This window comes from Bifidobacterium dentium JCM 1195 = DSM 20436 (genome assembly GCF_001042595.1).
GTDB lineage: Bacteria > Actinomycetota > Actinomycetes > Actinomycetales > Bifidobacteriaceae > Bifidobacterium > Bifidobacterium dentium.
Map to the genome: position 1 here is coordinate 1591340 of NZ_AP012326.1, position 16751 is coordinate 1608090.

Here is a 16751-nt window from a genome sequence, read left to right on the forward strand (position 1 = left end):
ATTGGCCTCCGCTTGATTAGAGTTATAGGTATGACTGACCTCAACAATAGCAATGCCGACGAAGAACACCCAAACGCCACGTCGAATGATGGCGCCGATGACCTTGACGCCGCCTGGGCCGAATTCACCCAATCCCACGCCGACGATCTGAAGGCCGTGGAGCAGTCACGCAACGCCAAACGCTTCGAGAAGCATGCGCAACGCCGCGAGAAGGAGGCGTTGCTATCGATCAACGACCTCGATCACGGCACGTTCACCGACGATATCCCGCAAGGCCGTGGACCTCGTGATTTCACCGGCTCAAGCTGGCTTGACACAGATAATGTCATGGACCGTTATGGCGATGATTTCGTGCCGCCGAACCCGAAGATCGGTCACGTCAAACCATCGAAGCTGGTGTTCTGGGCATTGCTGGTCGTCGGCGTGGCCGGCATCATCCTCTCGGTATTCGTGCCGGCATTGGCCGCGATTCTGGGATCGATCTTCGGCGTGTGCGCGCTGGTCGGCGCCGCAGGCTTGATTGCGCAGCACAAGGGACATGCACAGACGCGCACTGACCCCTTTGACGATGGTGCACGCGTATAGGTACATACAGTTAGTGGCTGTTGGTTGCGAGTAACGGGTCATTACTCGCAACCAACAGCCACTAACCGGCCATCTTCAGGCTTCCAACTGCGAACAACGGGCTACTACTCGCAACCAAAGACCTCAAAGAGGCAATTTTAAGGCTCTTGATTGCGAGCATTCCCGGCGTACTGGCAGGTTCAGGCCTTCATTGCCTGAGCGGCGGTAATCCACTTGTCGAGCAGGGCCGTGGCATTGCCGGAATCGACCGTCTCCTCGGCGATGGCGTAAGCCACCTTGAAGCGTTCGGTCAGATTGGCGTCAGCCGGCACCAGATGACCGTCGGCCACGATGGCGGATGCCGCGTTCAACAGTGCGGTGGTGCGGAACGGCACATCCTTACCGGCGAAGAAGTCGCAGGCGAGCTGGGCGTTCAGTGCCGGCTCACCGCCCTTGAGGTCCTCGACGGTCACCTTGGCGAGACCGAGTTCCACGGTCGGGTCGAATTCGGTCTCGGTAACCTCGCCATCCTTGAATTCCCAAACGGATACCGGACCGGTCGGAGCCATCTCGTCAAGGCCTTCGCTGGAGGTGTAGACCATGCCGGTTTGCCCGTTGGCCGCATAGACGGCGGCCATGACCGGGCTCATCGCACGATTGGCACAACCGACGGCCATATGCTTCGGGGACGCCGGATTGGTCAGCGGGCCGAGCACGTTGAATACACAGGGCACCCCCAGAGCGGCGCGCACGGGGCCTACGAAACGCATGGCTGGATGGAAGGTGCGTGCGAACGCGAATGCGATGCCGCATTCGTTACCGACTTCAGCAACCTGCTCAGGAGTCAGGTCAAGCGGCAGCCCCAACGCTTCGAAACAGTCGGCGGTGCCGCACTTCGAGGAGGCGGCACGGTTACCATGCTTGACGACCTTCACACCGGAGGCCGCAGCCACCACGGCGCCCATGGAGGACAGATTCACGGTGGCGGCTCCGTCACCGCCGGTACCGACGATATCGGTGGTTTCGCCGTCAATGTTCAGTGGGATGGCATGGTCGACCATGGCCTTGGCCGCACCGCGCACCTCGTCCGTGGTCAGGCCCAGTTGCTGCTGGGTGGCGAGTACCGCACCCACTGCGGCCGGATCGGCGTTGCCATTCATCAGGTCATCAACGAACCACTCGGACTCCTCCGCGCTTAAGTGGTCCCCTCCGACCAGCTTGGTGAGGATCGACTTCCATGTGATTTCGGCCATGATGCCCTCCTTGGCGTTTCGGCGCGCCAGCGATGTATACGTAACGCCGCCAATTCTATCGATTCCAGATTTCCACACCACCCCTCGTCCATATCACGAACAAGGCAAGAGCTCCCACGGGTGCGAGTGCCAGACGTAAAGCTGACGACTCATACCAATGGGAGCTCCGTTAGGTCAGCGAGACCTGTCTATCCAAGGCATTGTGATGCCCGTTTGAGATGCGCCTTCCGTCACTGCTCGTTCTGGCCGTGGCACATCTTGTACTTGCGACCGGAACCGCACGGGCACTGGGCGTTCTTACCGGTTCCCGGGAAGGTACGGCCATCGGCCCATGGTGAGCGCAATTCCTCACTCTTCGGACGCTTGTTGGCCGGAACCTTGCCTTCGGCGTGGCTAATCGGCTGCATGCCGACGATGCCCGGCTCGGCCTTATGCTCTTCAGCAAGCTCGTCAATGGCGGCCTTTTCGGCTTCGTCATCGGTCTCCGGCTCAGCGGGAGCGGACTGTCCGGTGGGCTCTGCCTCGCCTTCAAGCCCCATCACGGCTTCGGCTGCGTTCACGGCCTCGTCCTCATCGGATTCGGTTTCAGTGTCCTCGGTGACGGCCACACGTTCGATATCCACGTGGAACAGCAGCTGGATGGATTCCTCCTTGATGGCCTCGATCATGGAGTTGTACATCTGGTAGCCTTCGCGCTGGTATTCGACCAGCGGGTCGCGCTGGCCCATGCCACGCAGACCGATGCCGTCCTTGAGGTAGTCCATCTCGTAGAGGTGCTCACGCCACTTGCGGTCGAGCACGGCAAGCACCACACGACGTTCGAGTTGGCGCAGGCCTTCTTCGCCGAGCTTCTCTTCGAAGTCGAGATACTGGTCCTTGGCGTCGGCGACGATGAGGTCCTTGACTGCCTCGACGGCCTTGTCTCCCTTGAGCTTGGAGACGGCATCCTTCGCGGCGTCCTGGTCCACCGCAATTGGATATACGGAGGCGAGTGCCTTGAACAGGCCTTCCCAATCCCAGTCCTTCGGCTTATCGGAGCCCTTGTTGGCCCCCTTGATGTAACTCGTCACGGTATCTTCAATGAAACGCAGGATATCGTCATGGATATCCTCGCCCTTGAGCACCGCCTGACGTTCGGCGTAGATCACGGTACGCTGTTTGTTCATCACGTCGTCGTACTTCAGCACGTTCTTACGGATTTCGAAGTTACGTGATTCCACGGCCTTCTGCGCGGTACGCACACCCTTGGACACGCTCTTGGCCTCGATCGGCTCGCCTTCCGGCATACCCTTGGCCATGACGCGAGCCACGAGCTGGGTGTTGAACAGGCGCATCAGATCGTCTTCGAGCGACAGATAGAAGCGGGATTCGCCCGGATCACCCTGACGGCCGGAACGGCCACGCAGCTGATTGTCGATTCGGCGGGATTCGTGACGTTCGGTGCCCAGTACGTACAGGCCACCGAGGTCGACGACCTCCTCATGCTCGTCCTTGACCTGCTCCTTGATTTCAGCCAAGGTGCCCGGCCAACGCTTCTCGTATTCGTCCGGAGTGTCGTCCGGCGAGTAGCCCTCGGACTTGAGCTTGGCGTCGGCAAGGAATTCGACATTGCCGCCGAGCATGATGTCGGTACCACGGCCGGCCATGTTGGTGGCCACGGTGACGGCGCCTTTACGGCCTGCGACGGCCACGACGGCGGCTTCCTTGTCGTGCTGCTTCGCATTCAGGACCTGATGCGGAATCTTGGCCACGTCAAGCAGTGAGGAGACGATTTCGGAGGATTCCACGGAAGCGGTGCCCAGCAGGACCGGCTGGCCCTTCTTGTGACGCTTGGCGACATCACGCACGATGGCGGCGAGCTTTTCCTTCTTGGTGCGGAAAATCAGATCGTCCTGATCCTCGCGGATCATCGGCTTGTTGGTCGGAATCGGAAGTACGCCGAGCTTGTAGGTGCCCATGAATTCGGCGGCCTCGGTCTCTGCGGTACCGGTCATGCCCGACAGTTTGTCGTACATGCGGAAGTAGTTCTGCAGGGTGATGGTGGCGAAGGTCTGGTTTTCGGCCTTGACCTCCACGCCTTCCTTGGCCTCGATGGCCTGATGCAGGCCTTCGTTGTAGCGACGTCCCGGCAGGATACGACCGGTGTGCTCGTCGACGATGAGCACCTCGCCTCCGGTCACGACGTAGTCGCGGTCACGCAGGAACAGCTCCTTGGCCTTGATGGCGTTGTTCAGATAGCCGATCAGGGCGGTGTTGTTCGGCTCGTACAGATTGTCGATGCCAAGATAGTCCTCGACCTTGGTGATGCCCGGATCGAGAATGCCGACGACCTTCTTCTTCTCATCGACATCGTAGTCCTCGTCGCGGGTGAGCTTCGGGACCAGGCGCGCGAACTGGCGGTACCAACGAGTCACGTCGCCTTCGGCAGGTCCGGAGATAATCAACGGGGTACGGGCTTCGTCGATGAGGATGGAGTCGACCTCGTCGACGATGGCGAAGTGATGTCCGCGCTGCACCAGGTCGGATTTTTCCCAGGACATGTTGTCGCGAAGGTAATCGAAGCCGAATTCGTTGTTGGTGCCATAGGTGATGTCGGCGTTGTACTGCTTGCGACGCTCCGGCGGCTTCTGATCGGTGATGATGCAACCGGTGCTCATGCCGAGGAATCGATAGACACGACCCATCAGCTCGGCCTGATAGCTGGCCAGATAGTCGTTGACGGTGACGACGTGAACGCCCTTGCCTTCCAACGCGTTCAGATATGCCGGCAATGTGGCGACAAGGGTCTTGCCTTCACCGGTCTTCATTTCGGCTATATTGCCCCAGTGCAGGGCGGCGCCGCCCATCAGCTGCACATCGAAGTGGCGCAGTCCGAGCGTACGCTTGGACGCCTCACGAACGGTAGCGAAGGCTTCCGGCATGATCTTATCGAGGGATTCGCCGTTGTCGATGCGTTCCTTGAACTTGGCGGTCTGGCCTTTGAGCTCCTCGTCATTGAGGGCCGCAATCTCGTCTTCCAGCGCATTGGTCGCCTTGGCGACGTTCTCAAGTTTCTTGATCTGTCGGCCTTCGCCCATACGCAGGGCTTTGTCAACGATATCTACCACAATCACTCCCTTGGTGTATGCGTGTTTCCTTAGGCGAGATTAGTCTTGCCGCACCGTTTTCGGAAAAACATCGTCCATTTTACGGTATTTTTCCGCGTGTTGCGTTCCGGCATGCAAAAAAGGGATCCGCACGATAAGTGCGAATCCCTTCAATGATCGGTTTCGGCGATTGCCGTCACCGAATGCCGAAAATCACTTCTTGACATTCTCCGGAGTATCGATCTCGAAGACGCCGTAGCTCCAGCCGTGACGATGATAGACGACGGACGGACGACCTGTCTCCTTGTTTACGAACAGGAAGAAGTCATGCCCGATCAGTTCCATCTCGTACAGCGCCTCGTCGATGGTCATTGGCTCGGCGACATGCAGCTTGCGACGGATGACGATGGGAGTATCGCCAACCTGGACTTCAACGGATTCACCAGGGCCGAGATCCGTAGCCACGGCATCGGCCGGGCTGTTGTTCGGTTCCTCGACCGGTTCCACAGTCGGTTCCGGCTCAACCACGCCCATGTCGACCGGGACCGGGTTGGTGTAGCCACGTCGATGATCCTTGCGGCGATCGCGGGTGCGGCGCAGGCGCAGGGTCAGCTTGTCAAGAGCCATATCCAGTGCGCTGAATTCGTCGGCGCTGGAAGCTTCGGCACGCACTACGGTACGGCCCGCGATGACGGTGATTTCCACGCGCTTGGCGGTGTCGGCCTGACGCGGATTGCCCTCATGCGACAGTACGATCTGCACGCGCTGCGCATCCGGAGCGATAGCGGTCACACGATTCATCTTGCTTTCGACAACGTCACGGAACCTTTGCTTGATCTGCGTATGACGTCCGGTAACGACGATTTCCATGTGGACCTCCCTAGACTCAAGCGGTGTTACCCGCTATATGTGGACCAAACGGCTGCTCCGCCGCTTGGGTAGTTTTATTGTAGCCGCAATCGTACGGATTTCACGGAATACCACTACAAGAAAACCGATATTTTTCTGATTTCCTTTTTCGTCATACCTATTGCTATCATGGTGCGTTTGAGACCTCTTGATGACCGCGATCATGAAGATGATTGAGGAACTTCCGGGCTCCACAGAGCACGATGGCGGATAACGTCCGCCCAGGGCGACCTGAGAGATAGCGCAACAGAGAACAGACCGCCGGTCTTCGGACCGGTAAGGGTGAAACGGTGGCGTAAGAGACCACCGGACCGCTGGCAACAGTCGGTCGCATGGCAAGCCTCATCGGGAGCAAGGCCAAGCAGAAGGCGTTTGAGGGCTGCTCGCCCAATGCCTTCGGGTAGGCTGCTAGAGCCTGACGGCAACGTCAGGTCGAGATGGATGGTCATCCGTGCCTTACGGCATGACAGAACCCGGGGTATAAGAGGTCTCAATCCCTTTCTTCCACGAACAGTTCCTGTGCAATTTCCCGCAGGATTTCGGGGTTATGCCCCTTGCGCCCCCCAGCACTCCACAGGCGGCGCCTTCGCACTTCAAGATCCATCCCGGCGGTCTTACGTGCGGTACGACGGCCCAACTCCCATGCGGCATCATCGAATACGCCTCGCGAATCGGCTTCGGCGCACACTCGTTGCGCCAACACACGATCGACGCCTTTGCGGGTCAATTCCGTCACCGCTCCCCTGCGCCCCATAAGACGGGCGGCGCAATAGCGCACCGCGGACTGTGCATAGGCCTCATCATCGATAAGCCGCACTCGAGTCAGCCGTTCGATGACATCATCAACCACATCGGGCAAATAGCCCTTGCCTAAAAGTCGTTCCCGCAGAGCCCCTGATGATCGAGGAGCCGCATCCAGCAGGCGCAACGCGGCCTCACGACACGCATCAAGGTCAGACGGGTCTCGCGGCGTGTCTGACCTTTGTCCATCGACATGCCGACGCGACACGCGCATGGCCGCGCGTCGGCGTTCCACCGGCGAGTCGCGCCGATTCCAGGAACGCCCATATTCGTCAGCGTGCGGCTCCCGATGCGAAGAGGGATCCTCACACACGACCTGAGTCGGCCGAAGATCCCGTTCTCTCAGAAATGATTCAGCGCTGATCATGCATCAGGCCTTGGTCGATGCCGGTTTGGCGCCCTTTGCCGTCTTCGACTCGCCTTTGCCGCTTTCGCTTGCCGCAGTCTCATTCCCATCGCCGTCTTCAGCGAACTGATCAGTCGGTTCAATCAGTCCAAACGCAGCCTTCACCCGATTTTCGATTTCTTCGGTGACCCCAGGATTGTCCTTAAGGAACTGACGTACGTTTTCACGGCCCTGACCAAGCTGGTCACCATCGTAGGTGAACCAGGAGCCGGATTTTTTGACGACATTGACTTGCAAGGCCATGTCGAGCACGGAACCTTCCTTGGAGATACCCTCGCCGTAGAGCACGTCGAATTCAGCGGACTTGAACGGCGGAGCCATCTTGTTCTTCACGACCTTGACCCTAGTGCGGTTGCCCACGGCCTCGTCACCGTTCTTGATGGTCTGTATGCGGCGGATATCCATGCGTACCGAAGCATAGAACTTCAGCGCCTTACCACCGGTGGTGGTCTCCGGATTGCCGAAGAACACACCGATCTTCTCGCGCAACTGGTTGATGAAGATTGCCGTGGTGCCGGCCTGGGCCAGCGCACCGGTCATCTTGCGCAAGGCCTGGCTCATGAGCCTTGCCTGCAGACCGACATGGCTGTCGCCCATTTCACCTTCGATTTCGGCCTTCGGCACCAACGCGGCCACGGAATCGATGACGATGACGTCAAGTGCGCCGGAACGAATCAGCATATCGGCGATTTCCAACGCCTGCTCACCATTGTCGGGCTGGGACACGATCAGCGAATCGGTATCGACACCCAGCTTGCGGGCATACACCGGATCGAGTGCATGCTCGGCATCGATGAACGCAGCGACGCCGCCCTTCTTCTGCGCATTGGCCACGACATGCAACGCGAGCGTGGTCTTACCGGAGGATTCCGGGCCGTAAATCTCGACAATGCGACCCTTCGGCAGACCTCCGATGCCCAATGCCATATCAAGAGCCAACGAACCGGTCGGAATGACCTCGACGTCCTGCTCCGGGCGGTCCCCCAGACGCATGGCCGATCCCTTACCGAAGTTTTTCTCGACCTGCGCCAACGCCGTTTCCAGCGCGGCCTGGCGACGGGGGTCAATGCCGTTGGCGGCTTGGTTCTGCACGGCGCCTTTCGCCGCTGCATTCGTCTGTGCCATGGCTACTCCTTCTTCCAAGAACAATGGCGAATCTTTCCATTCACCGTAAAGTCCGACGGTTCTTTCATGCAAGCCCGAACGACCATGGTGGTCGAAGGACGCATATTCCGACACGCCGGTAGGCCGCAAAGCATTGGCATGACACGGTTTCTGCCGTATCCCTGCCCAATGCCCCAGCCGGGCCTTGTCGAACATCTGTGGATAACTATACCCCATCGTACGAACATCTGTTCGAATCGTCGTTTCCGAACGTCACACTCAACGAACGGGCATGGGAGGCGCATTGTGATCCCTGCCCCAACGTTTGGAATCGGGGACGTTCATCTGATCACACAGCACATTCCAGATTACGCGAGGCTCCTCCCCCGCATCCAGTGCCTCAACCACCGTCATGCCATGCAATTCGGTCAGGCTCTGGTCATGGGCCAGCGATCGGCCATAGCTCCGCCCGAACACCTCTTCAAGCAACTGCCAAAATTCGCGTTCCTGCACGCGCCCAAGTGTACACAGTCCGGACCACATACGAAAAAGGCGCCCGGCATCACCGGGCGCCCAATATACGGAGATTCTCTCCACGCCGCGGGAGGGCAAAGCCTCCTACGCTCCTACGGAGTCGAGATAGTCGGCGACCATGCGCAGCATCTGCGCGCTACTCAGGCCGAGCGACTGCGCAATGGAGGTGAGCAGCTCCGAGCTGGCCTCCTTCTGCCCGCGCTCGACCTCGGATAGGTATCCGAGCGAGACGCCGGCCTTCTCACTGACCTCCCGTAGCGTCTTATGGTCACGGGTGCGCAGATCGCGCAACACGTGCCCGATCGCCTCACGCAGGGAGACCTCCTTGGTCTCGGCGACGATTTCCGCCACATGAGGCGCAGCATGCATGCGCACCTTGTCGGCATCTTCTTCCTGCCACATGCGGGTCAACGCCGCTTGGCGTTCATCTTTGGCCCTCTTGGCCGCACGGGCACGAATTACCTGCTGCTGCGCGAACATCACCGCACGACGTTGAGCCGGAGTGAGCTCCCTCATACGAGCGGTACCAGGCTGTGCGGCGGAGACCATCTTCTTGAGTTCCGCGCGTTCCTTGGTGAGTGTCATCGCTTCCATTGTCGCCTGCCCCTTTCGTTGCTTTCAAACGTCCATTGTGGATAACACCCATCATCGGAAATTATTCCTGTGAAATAGCTGAAAGAGAGCTCAGATTTTGCAAAACACGTTGCACTACAGTCATTCTTACCTGTTCCCGCGTCCCCTGTAATCGCATCTCAATCACTTTTGTACGCCGACAGCGAACATTGCCGAATCCGTCAGGCAAGGAAACACCGACGTATGCAAGGCCTGCCGGCTTGTCTCCATCCGGGCCGGGACCAGCCACGCCGGTGGTGGACAATCCCACGACGCAGTCGCCATCCTCCGGTTGTGCATACAGATCCGCAGCCGCCTCGGCCATCTGACGTGCGACCTCAGGATGCACCGCCCCCTCACGAGCGAGCAAATCGGCATCGACGCCCAGTATCGACGATTTGGCACGAATGTCGTACGTCACCACGGAACCGAGAAACACCTTCGAAGCGCCGGGAATGCGTACGAAGGCATCCGCCAGCAATCCTCCGGTCAGCGATTCGGCGGCGGCAATCTTGAAATGGCGCTCCTCGCAATATGCAAGAACGGCCGCGGCCAGCTCATCGCATCGTGCGTGCTGGCCCGCGACCGTCATCGGTTCTGCAGTCATAGCCGTTACTTGGATTCCTTCTTGCGCCCGCCGAAGGTGTTCACCAGATATTCGCCGCCGGAATACAGGCACAGGATGAGCGCCAGATAGATCAGCGCATAGGTGATGGTGTAGTAGACGGTCATCCACAGCGGAGTCGGCTGCAGGCTGTCGCCGGCCAGTTTCCACATCGGCAGCATGAGCATGGCCAGGCCGATGCATTGCGCCAGTGTCTTGTACTTGCCGGCTTGGGAGGCCGCGATCACCTTGCCGCCGGTGTCGATGACGAAGAAGCGCATGACGGTGATGCCGATCTCGCGAATGAGGAACAGGGCCGTAACCACCCAACCGAGAATCTGATTGCCGAATTCATTGAACGCCGCCGCCACGATCAGCGTGCCGCAGGTGAGCAGCTTGTCGGCGATCGGATCCATGAGCTTGCCCAGTTCGGTGACCTGGTTGTACTTGCGTGCCATCCAGCCGTCGAGTTTATCGGTGCACGCGGCGATGATGAAGATGACGGCCGCCGCCCAGCGCATGGCGACGTTATCGACCCCCCATGCGCCGGCCTTGACATAAAGCACCAGAAACACGATTACGAGGATGATTCGGGAGAAGGTGACGAGGTTCGGTGGCGCGTTCCAACCATCGAGCAGCGACGATTTACGTTTGTCTTGCTTTTCCATACCGTTCACGTTACCTCGAGACTTCTACCTTGTGACTATTGCATGCCGTCGGAGCCGTCCTGCTGCGGCGCGCCCGACGTAAGGGATGAGGTCTCCCCCCTGATGAAGGCGAGCACGGAAGGCAGGTCCTGCGGTTGCACCAACACCTCTCGCGCCTTGGAGCCTTCGGAAGGACCGACCACTCCACGAGACTCGAGCAGATCCATAAGCCTGCCGGCCTTGGCGAAGCCGACACGCAGTTTGCGCTGCAGCATGGAGGTGGAGCCGAACTGCGTGGTGACCACAAGTTCCGCGGCCTGCAGGAGCACATCCATGTCACCGCCGATGTCCTCGTCCGGTTCGATGGCCTTCTTCTCGGCCTCCTTGGCCATCTCTTCGATGTCTTCGCGATAATGCGGCTTGCGCTGGGTGCGCACGAATTCCACGGCCCTACGGATTTCGGATTCATCGACCCATGCGCCCTGCACGCGCAGCGGCTTGGCCTGCCCCATCGGCAGGAAGAGTGCATCGCCCTGTCCGATCAGCGTCTCCGCACCGGTGGAATCGAGAATGACTCGCGAATCGGTGGCGGATGAGGTGGCGAAGGCCAATCGTGACGGGATATTCGCCTTGATCAGACCGGTGACCACGTCGACGGACGGACGCTGGGTAGCGAGCACCAGATGCACGCCTGCGGCTCGCGCCAGCTGGGTGATGCGCTGAATGGAGCTTTCCACGTCGTTCTTGGCGACCATCATGAGATCGGCCATCTCGTCGACGACCACAAGAATATACGGGTATGGAGCCACCTTGCGTTTGGAGCCTGCGGGCGCATGCACCTTGCCGGCACGAACGGCGGCATTGAAGTCCTTGATGTGACGGAAGCCGAAGAATTCAAGGTCGCTGTATCGGGCATCCATCTCCTTGACCACCCATTCGAGCGCCTGAGCGGCCTTCTTCGGATCGGTGATGATAGGTGTAAGCAGGTGCGGGATGCCGGCATACGCCGACAACTCCACACGCTTGGGGTCAACCATGATCATACGCACCTGATCGGGAGTGGAGCGCATGATCACGGAAGTGAGCATGGAGTTGATGAAACTCGACTTTCCGGAGCCTGTGGCACCGGCTACCAGCAGGTGCGGCATCTTGGTCAGATCGGCCGTCACGAAGTGGCCTTCCACATCCTTGCCGACACCGGTGAGCATCGGGTTCGGATCGTTCATGGCCTTGTCGGAGCGCAGCACGTCGCCAAGCACCACGGTTTCGCGGTCGGTGTTCGGAATTTCGATGCCGATGGCCGACTTGCCTTCGATCACGGACAGGATGCGCACATCGGAGCTGGCCACCGCATAGGCGATGTTCTTCTGCAGGTTGGTGACCTTCTCGACTTTGACGCCCGGACCGAGCTCCACCTCGTACATGGTCACGGATGGACCTCGCAGGAAGCCGATGACCTTGGCATCCACGCCGAACTGCTGGAAGGTGCCGGTCAGGGCGCGAATCACACGGTCATTCTCCGGCGTGTGCACGGCATGCGGCACGCCTTTCTTGAGCATGCCGAGGTCGGGAAGATGATACGGGGCGTCCGGAACGTCAGGCTCCGGCCCATCGTCGCCATGCGAGCCATCCATGTCGTCCACGATCTCGCCGGTCGCGGCGTCGACCATCACGGCATCGCCATTGGCCGTCCCGTCTTCGTCGATGGTGGCCCACGGATCGTCGGCAACGGCACCGACCTGCTTGACCTCGCCCGCTGGAGTGGCGGCGGTCGGCATGGTGCCGCTTGCCGTGCCGATGGGTTCGGATGAGAAGGAGCGACCCGCAGACGGTTGCGCCATGGCCGTGGTATTGCCGGGGAAATCATCGGCGGACGGAGCCGCGGAGCCATCCATCGATGAGATGGTGCGCGCACCGCCGACCGGCTGATACGGCCGGTACGGATCCTGCACTATGGTCTCGGCCGTCTCGCCGTGGCTGGAGGCCGCATTGAGGAAGGCCTCATCGCCGGCATAGTGGTCAAGTTTGCCTTGTTCGTCCTTGCCTCGCCTGCGCAAGGAGAACCACTGCGACATTCTGGAGAACAGTCCACGCGTCGCCTGATCGTCATCGCCGGCGTCGGTGCCGTCGTGGGATGGCACGCCTTCGGCGAACGCAAGCGTGGTGTCGCCTACACGGACCTCGTTCGGGAACTGTTCGGCTTCGTCGTCCGCATGCGTCTTGCCTGAGCCGACGCCGAATCTGTCGCCCATCATGCGCAGGCCGTCGGGAATATCGGTCACCCGGGTATGGGTGATCAGCAGCAGCGAGAAGAGGATCACCACCACGAAGATGATGATGGCGAATGCCTTGGAAAGACCCCAGGCCAAAGGACATCCCAATACGTAGCCAAGCAGGCCGCCCGACCGTTGCAGCAGCGCCATGTCGAAAGCCGGCGAATCCGAAGCCATGGCCGCATCGAGAATTGAACATATCGACCATAGGATCATGAGCCAGCCCAACGCCATGCGAGCATTCTCGCTACGGCGTTCGGTTTTGCGCATGAGACTGAACACCACAAGGGCCAAGAACACGGGCAGTACCACGCTCATCAGGCCAAGAGCGCCGGACGCCAACGCGTGCAGGGCACGTCCGAACACGCCTTGTACACGGAACCATTCGGAAGCGCAGAAAAGCACGGCGAGAATCACCATGACGAAGCAGGCGATGTCGCGCCGGTATGCGGTGAGGATACCTGTCGTGGAGGACCGCTCGGGATCCATGACCTTGGTATCACCTGAGCGTGCCTTGCCCGGGGAGCCTTTGCCGCCTGTTTGTCCGTTGGAAGATGCTGTTCGTGCCATAACGGTCCTGATTTTACCCATTGGCACGCCCATGTCATGCCGTCGCTCCCGATTCGAACACAATCTCTAACTCAACCGAACGTCGTATTTCAGTAAAAACAACATTGTTAAGTACCTTTAAGCGGATTTCTCCCGAAATCACTGAAATCGACTGAAACACTCCCACTGTTACTTAAGCGGTTCAGTCGCTAGCGTGGGTAATACACGTTCTATCTCGACGCAGAGTACGTGTTCACACGATCAAGGAAGACAACGAAGGAACATGGGAACAGTAACGAAAAGATTGCTGGCAACGGTCGCGGCGGCCTCTACCATCCTCGGTATGAGCGCCCTTCCAGCCATTGCGGCAGAAGACAATCCGACCTCTTCGAACAACACGGTGAACATCAGTGACGTCAATGCCACGGACGAAATGAGAGCCTTGTTCGCCAAGCTTCGCGACAGCAAGGCAGGTGATCTGCGGTTCGGCCAACAGCATGCAACCGATGAACATATCAGCTCAACCGCTTCAGAAGGCGACGTCTACGAGATGACCGGCAAATACCCGGCCGTATTCGGCTGGGACGCTGGGCTCGCGCTACGAGGTGCGGAGAAACCAAGCTCCGGCAGCGACAAGCAGGCCAATGCCAAGGCACTGGCCCAGAACATCGTCGACGCAGATGCCAAAGGCGCCATCGTGACGCTATCCGCACACTGGTACAATCCAGGCACCGGCGGCGATTTCAACGACACCACCGCCGTCGCATCCGAACTGTTGCCGGGAGGCAAGTATTCCGGCACCTTCAATGAGGAGCTTGATGCCATCGCGGCCACCGCACAACAGGCCAAGCGCAGCGACGGCACGATGATCCCGATCATCTTCCGCCCACTGCACGAAAACAACGGGGGCTGGTTCTGGTGGGGATCGACGCACGCATCCGCCAACGAGTACAAGGAACTGTATCGCTACATCGTCGATTATCTGCGTGACGTCAAGGGCGTGCACAACCTGCTCTACGCCTACTCCCCCGGCGGCGTATTCAACGGCGACTCCACCGACTACCTCGCCACCTATCCGGGCGACCAGTGGGTGGACGTGCTCGGCTACGACGAATACGACACCGATAATTCCTCCGACGATTCGAACGACTGGATCAACACGGTGATCAAGGACCTCAAGATGATCGGAGACGAAGCGACCAGCCGCGGCAAGATCGTCGCCTTCACCGAGTTCGGGCGTTCGGGAGAGCGCAAGTTCAACGAATCCGGAACCGGAGACAAGGACACCAAGTTCTTCTCCGAGCTCGCCGATGCCATCGCCAAGGAGGTCCCGAACATCGCCTATATGATGACCTGGGCGAATTTCGGCGGCTCCGGCGAAGGATTCCAATCGTACACCCCATGGAAGGGATCCGATGGGGAACAGGACTTCAAAGACTTCGCCGACAGCAACGCGAACCTCATGGCATCCAAAGATAACGTCGATTATTCGAGCGCTCCGGCGGCCACGGAGCAGACCGGCACCGCACGCATCGTGACCCCTGTGGGAGGCAATCGCGTAACCGACACGAAACTCACCATCCGCGTCAAAACCGAAGGGCTGCAGTACTCCCGTCTCGACACCGAATCCGCCACCGTGACCACCGACCGTGGGCAGAACGTGAAGCTCACATACTCCTGCAACGGCTATTTCATCGGCACACTGGACCTTGAAGCGGCAGGCATCAAGCTCGATCAGTCCAAACTCACCTTGACCGCACATGTCAGCACCAAGGACGGCAGGGAGCTTGCGGCCGCCGACGGCGACGGTACGGTAAGCGTGAAGCTCGGCGCCAAGCCGGAACAGACCGTGGACGATGTGGAAAGCTTCGATTCCTACGATTCCGATGCCGAATTGCAGACGGTCTACTCGCCCAATCACAGCACGAAGGCCAATCTCACGCTCACCGACAGTCCGAAGGACGACGGCACCAAAGCCGGCAATCTTCATTATGATTTCGTAAGCTACCCCGACTACAACGGTTTCCAGCGCTCATACACGCCCAAGCAGGATTGGTCCGGCTTTTCCAAGCTGAACATGTATCTCAAGGCGGATGGCTCCGACCACAAGTTCGTGGTGCAGATCAACGCCGGCGGCGTGACCTTCGAAGCCTATCCGAAAATCGACGGCAAGGACGGGCACGAAGTGTCGCTGAACTTCGGCGACGCCGACGGCAATGGCGGCGATTTCGCACCGGCTTCCTGGGATACCGCCCATGCCGGAACGAAGCTCTCACAACAGCTGCTCTCCGAAGTCAGCTCCTTCGCCTTATACGTCAACGACAATGGCGGCGACCGACCGAAATCCGGCGATCTGGTGCTCGACTCCATCACCCTTGACGGCAAACGCGACGCCTACGTGCCGCAACAGACACCGTCCACGCCGAGCGACGCCGAACCGCAGATCGTCGATGATTTCTCCGAATATGCGGATGACGAAGCCCTCAGAAGCGCGTGGAACAGTCGCAAGCATACCGAAGTATTGTCGTTGACCGACGGTCCGACCAACGGTTCCAAGGCGCTGCGTTTCAAGTACGGTTTCGGCAACGGCGGCTGGTATGACGTGGCGCAATACTTGGGCGGCAAGAACTGGTCCGGCGAAGGCATGCTGAAGTTGCAGGTTCGCGGCGACGGCTCCGGCAACGCCATCGGACTGCAGATCGGCACCATGGATGGCAAATATTTCCACTACGACATCAAGCTCGATTTCGAAGGCTGGAAGCAGCTCGAGATTCCGCTGGTCGGCAATGGCGAATTGACCCAGACGTGGCCCGACGACACCAATAAGGGCAAATCCATGACCGATGCCGATCTGACCTCCATCAAGGAAATGGTGTTCGCATCCAACAAGTGGAATGCCGAAAGCACCGGCATCGACTTCGCCATCGCCGATATCCAGGTGGTCCCGGCCACCGGCTCCCCCACCGACGCCGATGCTCCGAAGGACGACGCCAGCGAAGGCACGAAGCAGGACGATGCCAAGGATGACGTCAAGGACACCTCCGCCGACGTCGCCAATCAGGATCCGGCGAGCTGCCCGATCACCGACGACTCATCCAACACCGCAGATAGCGGCAACGGCACTTCGACCAACCCCTCCACGCAGTCCGGCACGCAGACGTCCGATGCGGCGAAATCCGCCGCGCAGACGACGACGGCCAAAACCCTGTCGAACACAGGTTCCGGCATCATCCACGTCATTGCCGCGATGACCGTGTTGCTGCTGGGAGGATGCGCCGCATACATCGTCCACAGGTGGAAGGCACATGCCGGACAGCGGTAGACCCCCGCAAAGCAACATGACGACATGATCCGGTCAAGCCCTCCGTGATTTCCACGGAGGGCTTTTGCCATATCTGGCGTAAGCGTC

At 59.5% G+C, this 16751-nt stretch carries 12 protein-coding genes and 1 other RNA gene; 3 read left to right on the top strand and 10 right to left on the bottom strand.

What is annotated here, in order from left to right:
- Positions 1-30 precede the first annotated feature (30 nt).
- Complete coding sequence (locus tag BBDE_RS06865; RefSeq protein ID WP_003839647.1) at positions 31-585, top strand: hypothetical protein; 555 nt, start codon at positions 31-33, stop codon at positions 583-585.
- Positions 586-764: 179 nt separating this feature from the next.
- On the opposite strand, the gene trpD is transcribed toward BBDE_RS06865, so the two are convergent.
- The 3 genes from trpD to hpf form a co-directional block, all read right to left on the bottom strand.
- Positions 765-1817: an anthranilate phosphoribosyltransferase gene (gene trpD, locus BBDE_RS06870; RefSeq protein WP_033488900.1), complete on the bottom strand. Its 1053-nt coding sequence runs from the start codon at positions 1815-1817 to the stop codon at positions 765-767.
- Positions 1818-2047: 230 nt separating this feature from the next.
- Complete coding sequence (secA, locus tag BBDE_RS06875; RefSeq protein ID WP_012902275.1) at positions 2048-4924, bottom strand: preprotein translocase subunit SecA; 2877 nt, start codon at positions 4922-4924, stop codon at positions 2048-2050.
- Between the two features lie 192 nt (positions 4925-5116).
- Complete coding sequence (gene hpf / locus BBDE_RS06880) at positions 5117-5773, bottom strand: ribosome hibernation-promoting factor, HPF/YfiA family (RefSeq protein ID WP_003839643.1); 657 nt, start codon at positions 5771-5773, stop codon at positions 5117-5119.
- Between the two features lie 178 nt (positions 5774-5951).
- On the opposite strand from hpf, the gene rnpB reads away from it, so the two are divergent.
- Positions 5952-6309: RNase P RNA component class A (rnpB, locus tag BBDE_RS10905), an RNA gene on the top strand.
- Here rnpB and BBDE_RS11150 read toward each other — a convergent pair.
- The 7 genes from BBDE_RS11150 to BBDE_RS06915 form a co-directional block, all read right to left on the bottom strand.
- Positions 6303-6980, bottom strand: coding sequence for a regulatory protein RecX (locus tag BBDE_RS11150; protein ID WP_074695997.1), 678 nt, complete (start codon positions 6978-6980; stop codon positions 6303-6305). The two genes, rnpB and BBDE_RS11150, sit on opposite strands and share 7 nt — an antisense overlap.
- Positions 6981-6983: 3 nt before the next feature.
- Entirely contained in the window at positions 6984-8144 is a 1161-nt protein-coding gene (gene recA, locus BBDE_RS06890; protein ID WP_003841471.1) for a recombinase RecA, read from the bottom strand.
- A 258-nt stretch (positions 8145-8402) separates the two neighbouring features.
- On the bottom strand, positions 8403-8636 hold the full coding sequence (locus tag BBDE_RS06895) for a DUF3046 domain-containing protein (protein WP_012902278.1): 234 nt from the start codon (positions 8634-8636) through the stop codon (positions 8403-8405).
- Positions 8637-8741: 105 nt separating this feature from the next.
- Positions 8742-9251, bottom strand: coding sequence for a helix-turn-helix domain-containing protein (locus BBDE_RS06900; protein WP_003839635.1), 510 nt, complete (start codon positions 9249-9251; stop codon positions 8742-8744).
- Between the two features lie 61 nt (positions 9252-9312).
- Positions 9313-9876 carry a CinA family protein gene (locus BBDE_RS06905; protein ID WP_003839632.1) on the bottom strand — a complete coding sequence of 188 codons (564 nt, stop codon included), beginning with the start codon at positions 9874-9876 and terminating at the stop codon, positions 9313-9315.
- 5 nt (positions 9877-9881) lie between these two features.
- On the bottom strand, positions 9882-10541 hold the full coding sequence (gene pgsA, locus BBDE_RS06910) for a CDP-diacylglycerol--glycerol-3-phosphate 3-phosphatidyltransferase (RefSeq protein ID WP_003841467.1): 660 nt from the start codon (positions 10539-10541) through the stop codon (positions 9882-9884).
- 35 nt (positions 10542-10576) lie between these two features.
- The gene (locus BBDE_RS06915) at positions 10577-13363 is read right to left on the bottom strand and encodes an FtsK/SpoIIIE family DNA translocase (RefSeq protein WP_012902280.1); all 2787 of its coding nucleotides are present in this window, start codon (positions 13361-13363) and stop codon (positions 10577-10579) included.
- Between the two features lie 262 nt (positions 13364-13625).
- On the opposite strand from BBDE_RS06915, the gene BBDE_RS06920 reads away from it, so the two are divergent.
- Positions 13626-16664: a glycosyl hydrolase gene (locus BBDE_RS06920; RefSeq protein WP_003839628.1), complete on the top strand. Its 3039-nt coding sequence runs from the start codon at positions 13626-13628 to the stop codon at positions 16662-16664.
- Positions 16665-16751: the final 87 nt, after the last annotated feature.

Bases quoted from the DNA above. Each gene is read 5' to 3' on its own strand.
- BBDE_RS06865 (WP_003839647.1), top strand. From the start codon at position 31: ATGACTGACCTCAACAATAGCAATGCCGACGAAGAACACCCAAACGCC.
- trpD (WP_033488900.1), bottom strand. From the start codon at position 1,817: ATGGCCGAAATCACATGGAAGTCGATCCTCACCAAGCTGGTCGGAGGG.
- hpf (WP_003839643.1), bottom strand. From the start codon at position 5,773: ATGGAAATCGTCGTTACCGGACGTCATACGCAGATCAAGCAAAGGTTC.
- BBDE_RS11150 (WP_074695997.1), bottom strand. From the start codon at position 6,980: ATGATCAGCGCTGAATCATTTCTGAGAGAACGGGATCTTCGGCCGACT.
- recA (WP_003841471.1), bottom strand. From the start codon at position 8,144: ATGGCACAGACGAATGCAGCGGCGAAAGGCGCCGTGCAGAACCAAGCC.
- BBDE_RS06900 (WP_003839635.1), bottom strand. From the start codon at position 9,251: ATGGAAGCGATGACACTCACCAAGGAACGCGCGGAACTCAAGAAGATG.
- BBDE_RS06905 (WP_003839632.1), bottom strand. From the start codon at position 9,876: ATGACTGCAGAACCGATGACGGTCGCGGGCCAGCACGCACGATGCGAT.
- pgsA (WP_003841467.1), bottom strand. From the start codon at position 10,541: ATGGAAAAGCAAGACAAACGTAAATCGTCGCTGCTCGATGGTTGGAAC.
- BBDE_RS06915 (WP_012902280.1), bottom strand. From the start codon at position 13,363: ATGGCACGAACAGCATCTTCCAACGGACAAACAGGCGGCAAAGGCTCC.
- BBDE_RS06920 (WP_003839628.1), top strand. From the start codon at position 13,626: ATGGGAACAGTAACGAAAAGATTGCTGGCAACGGTCGCGGCGGCCTCT.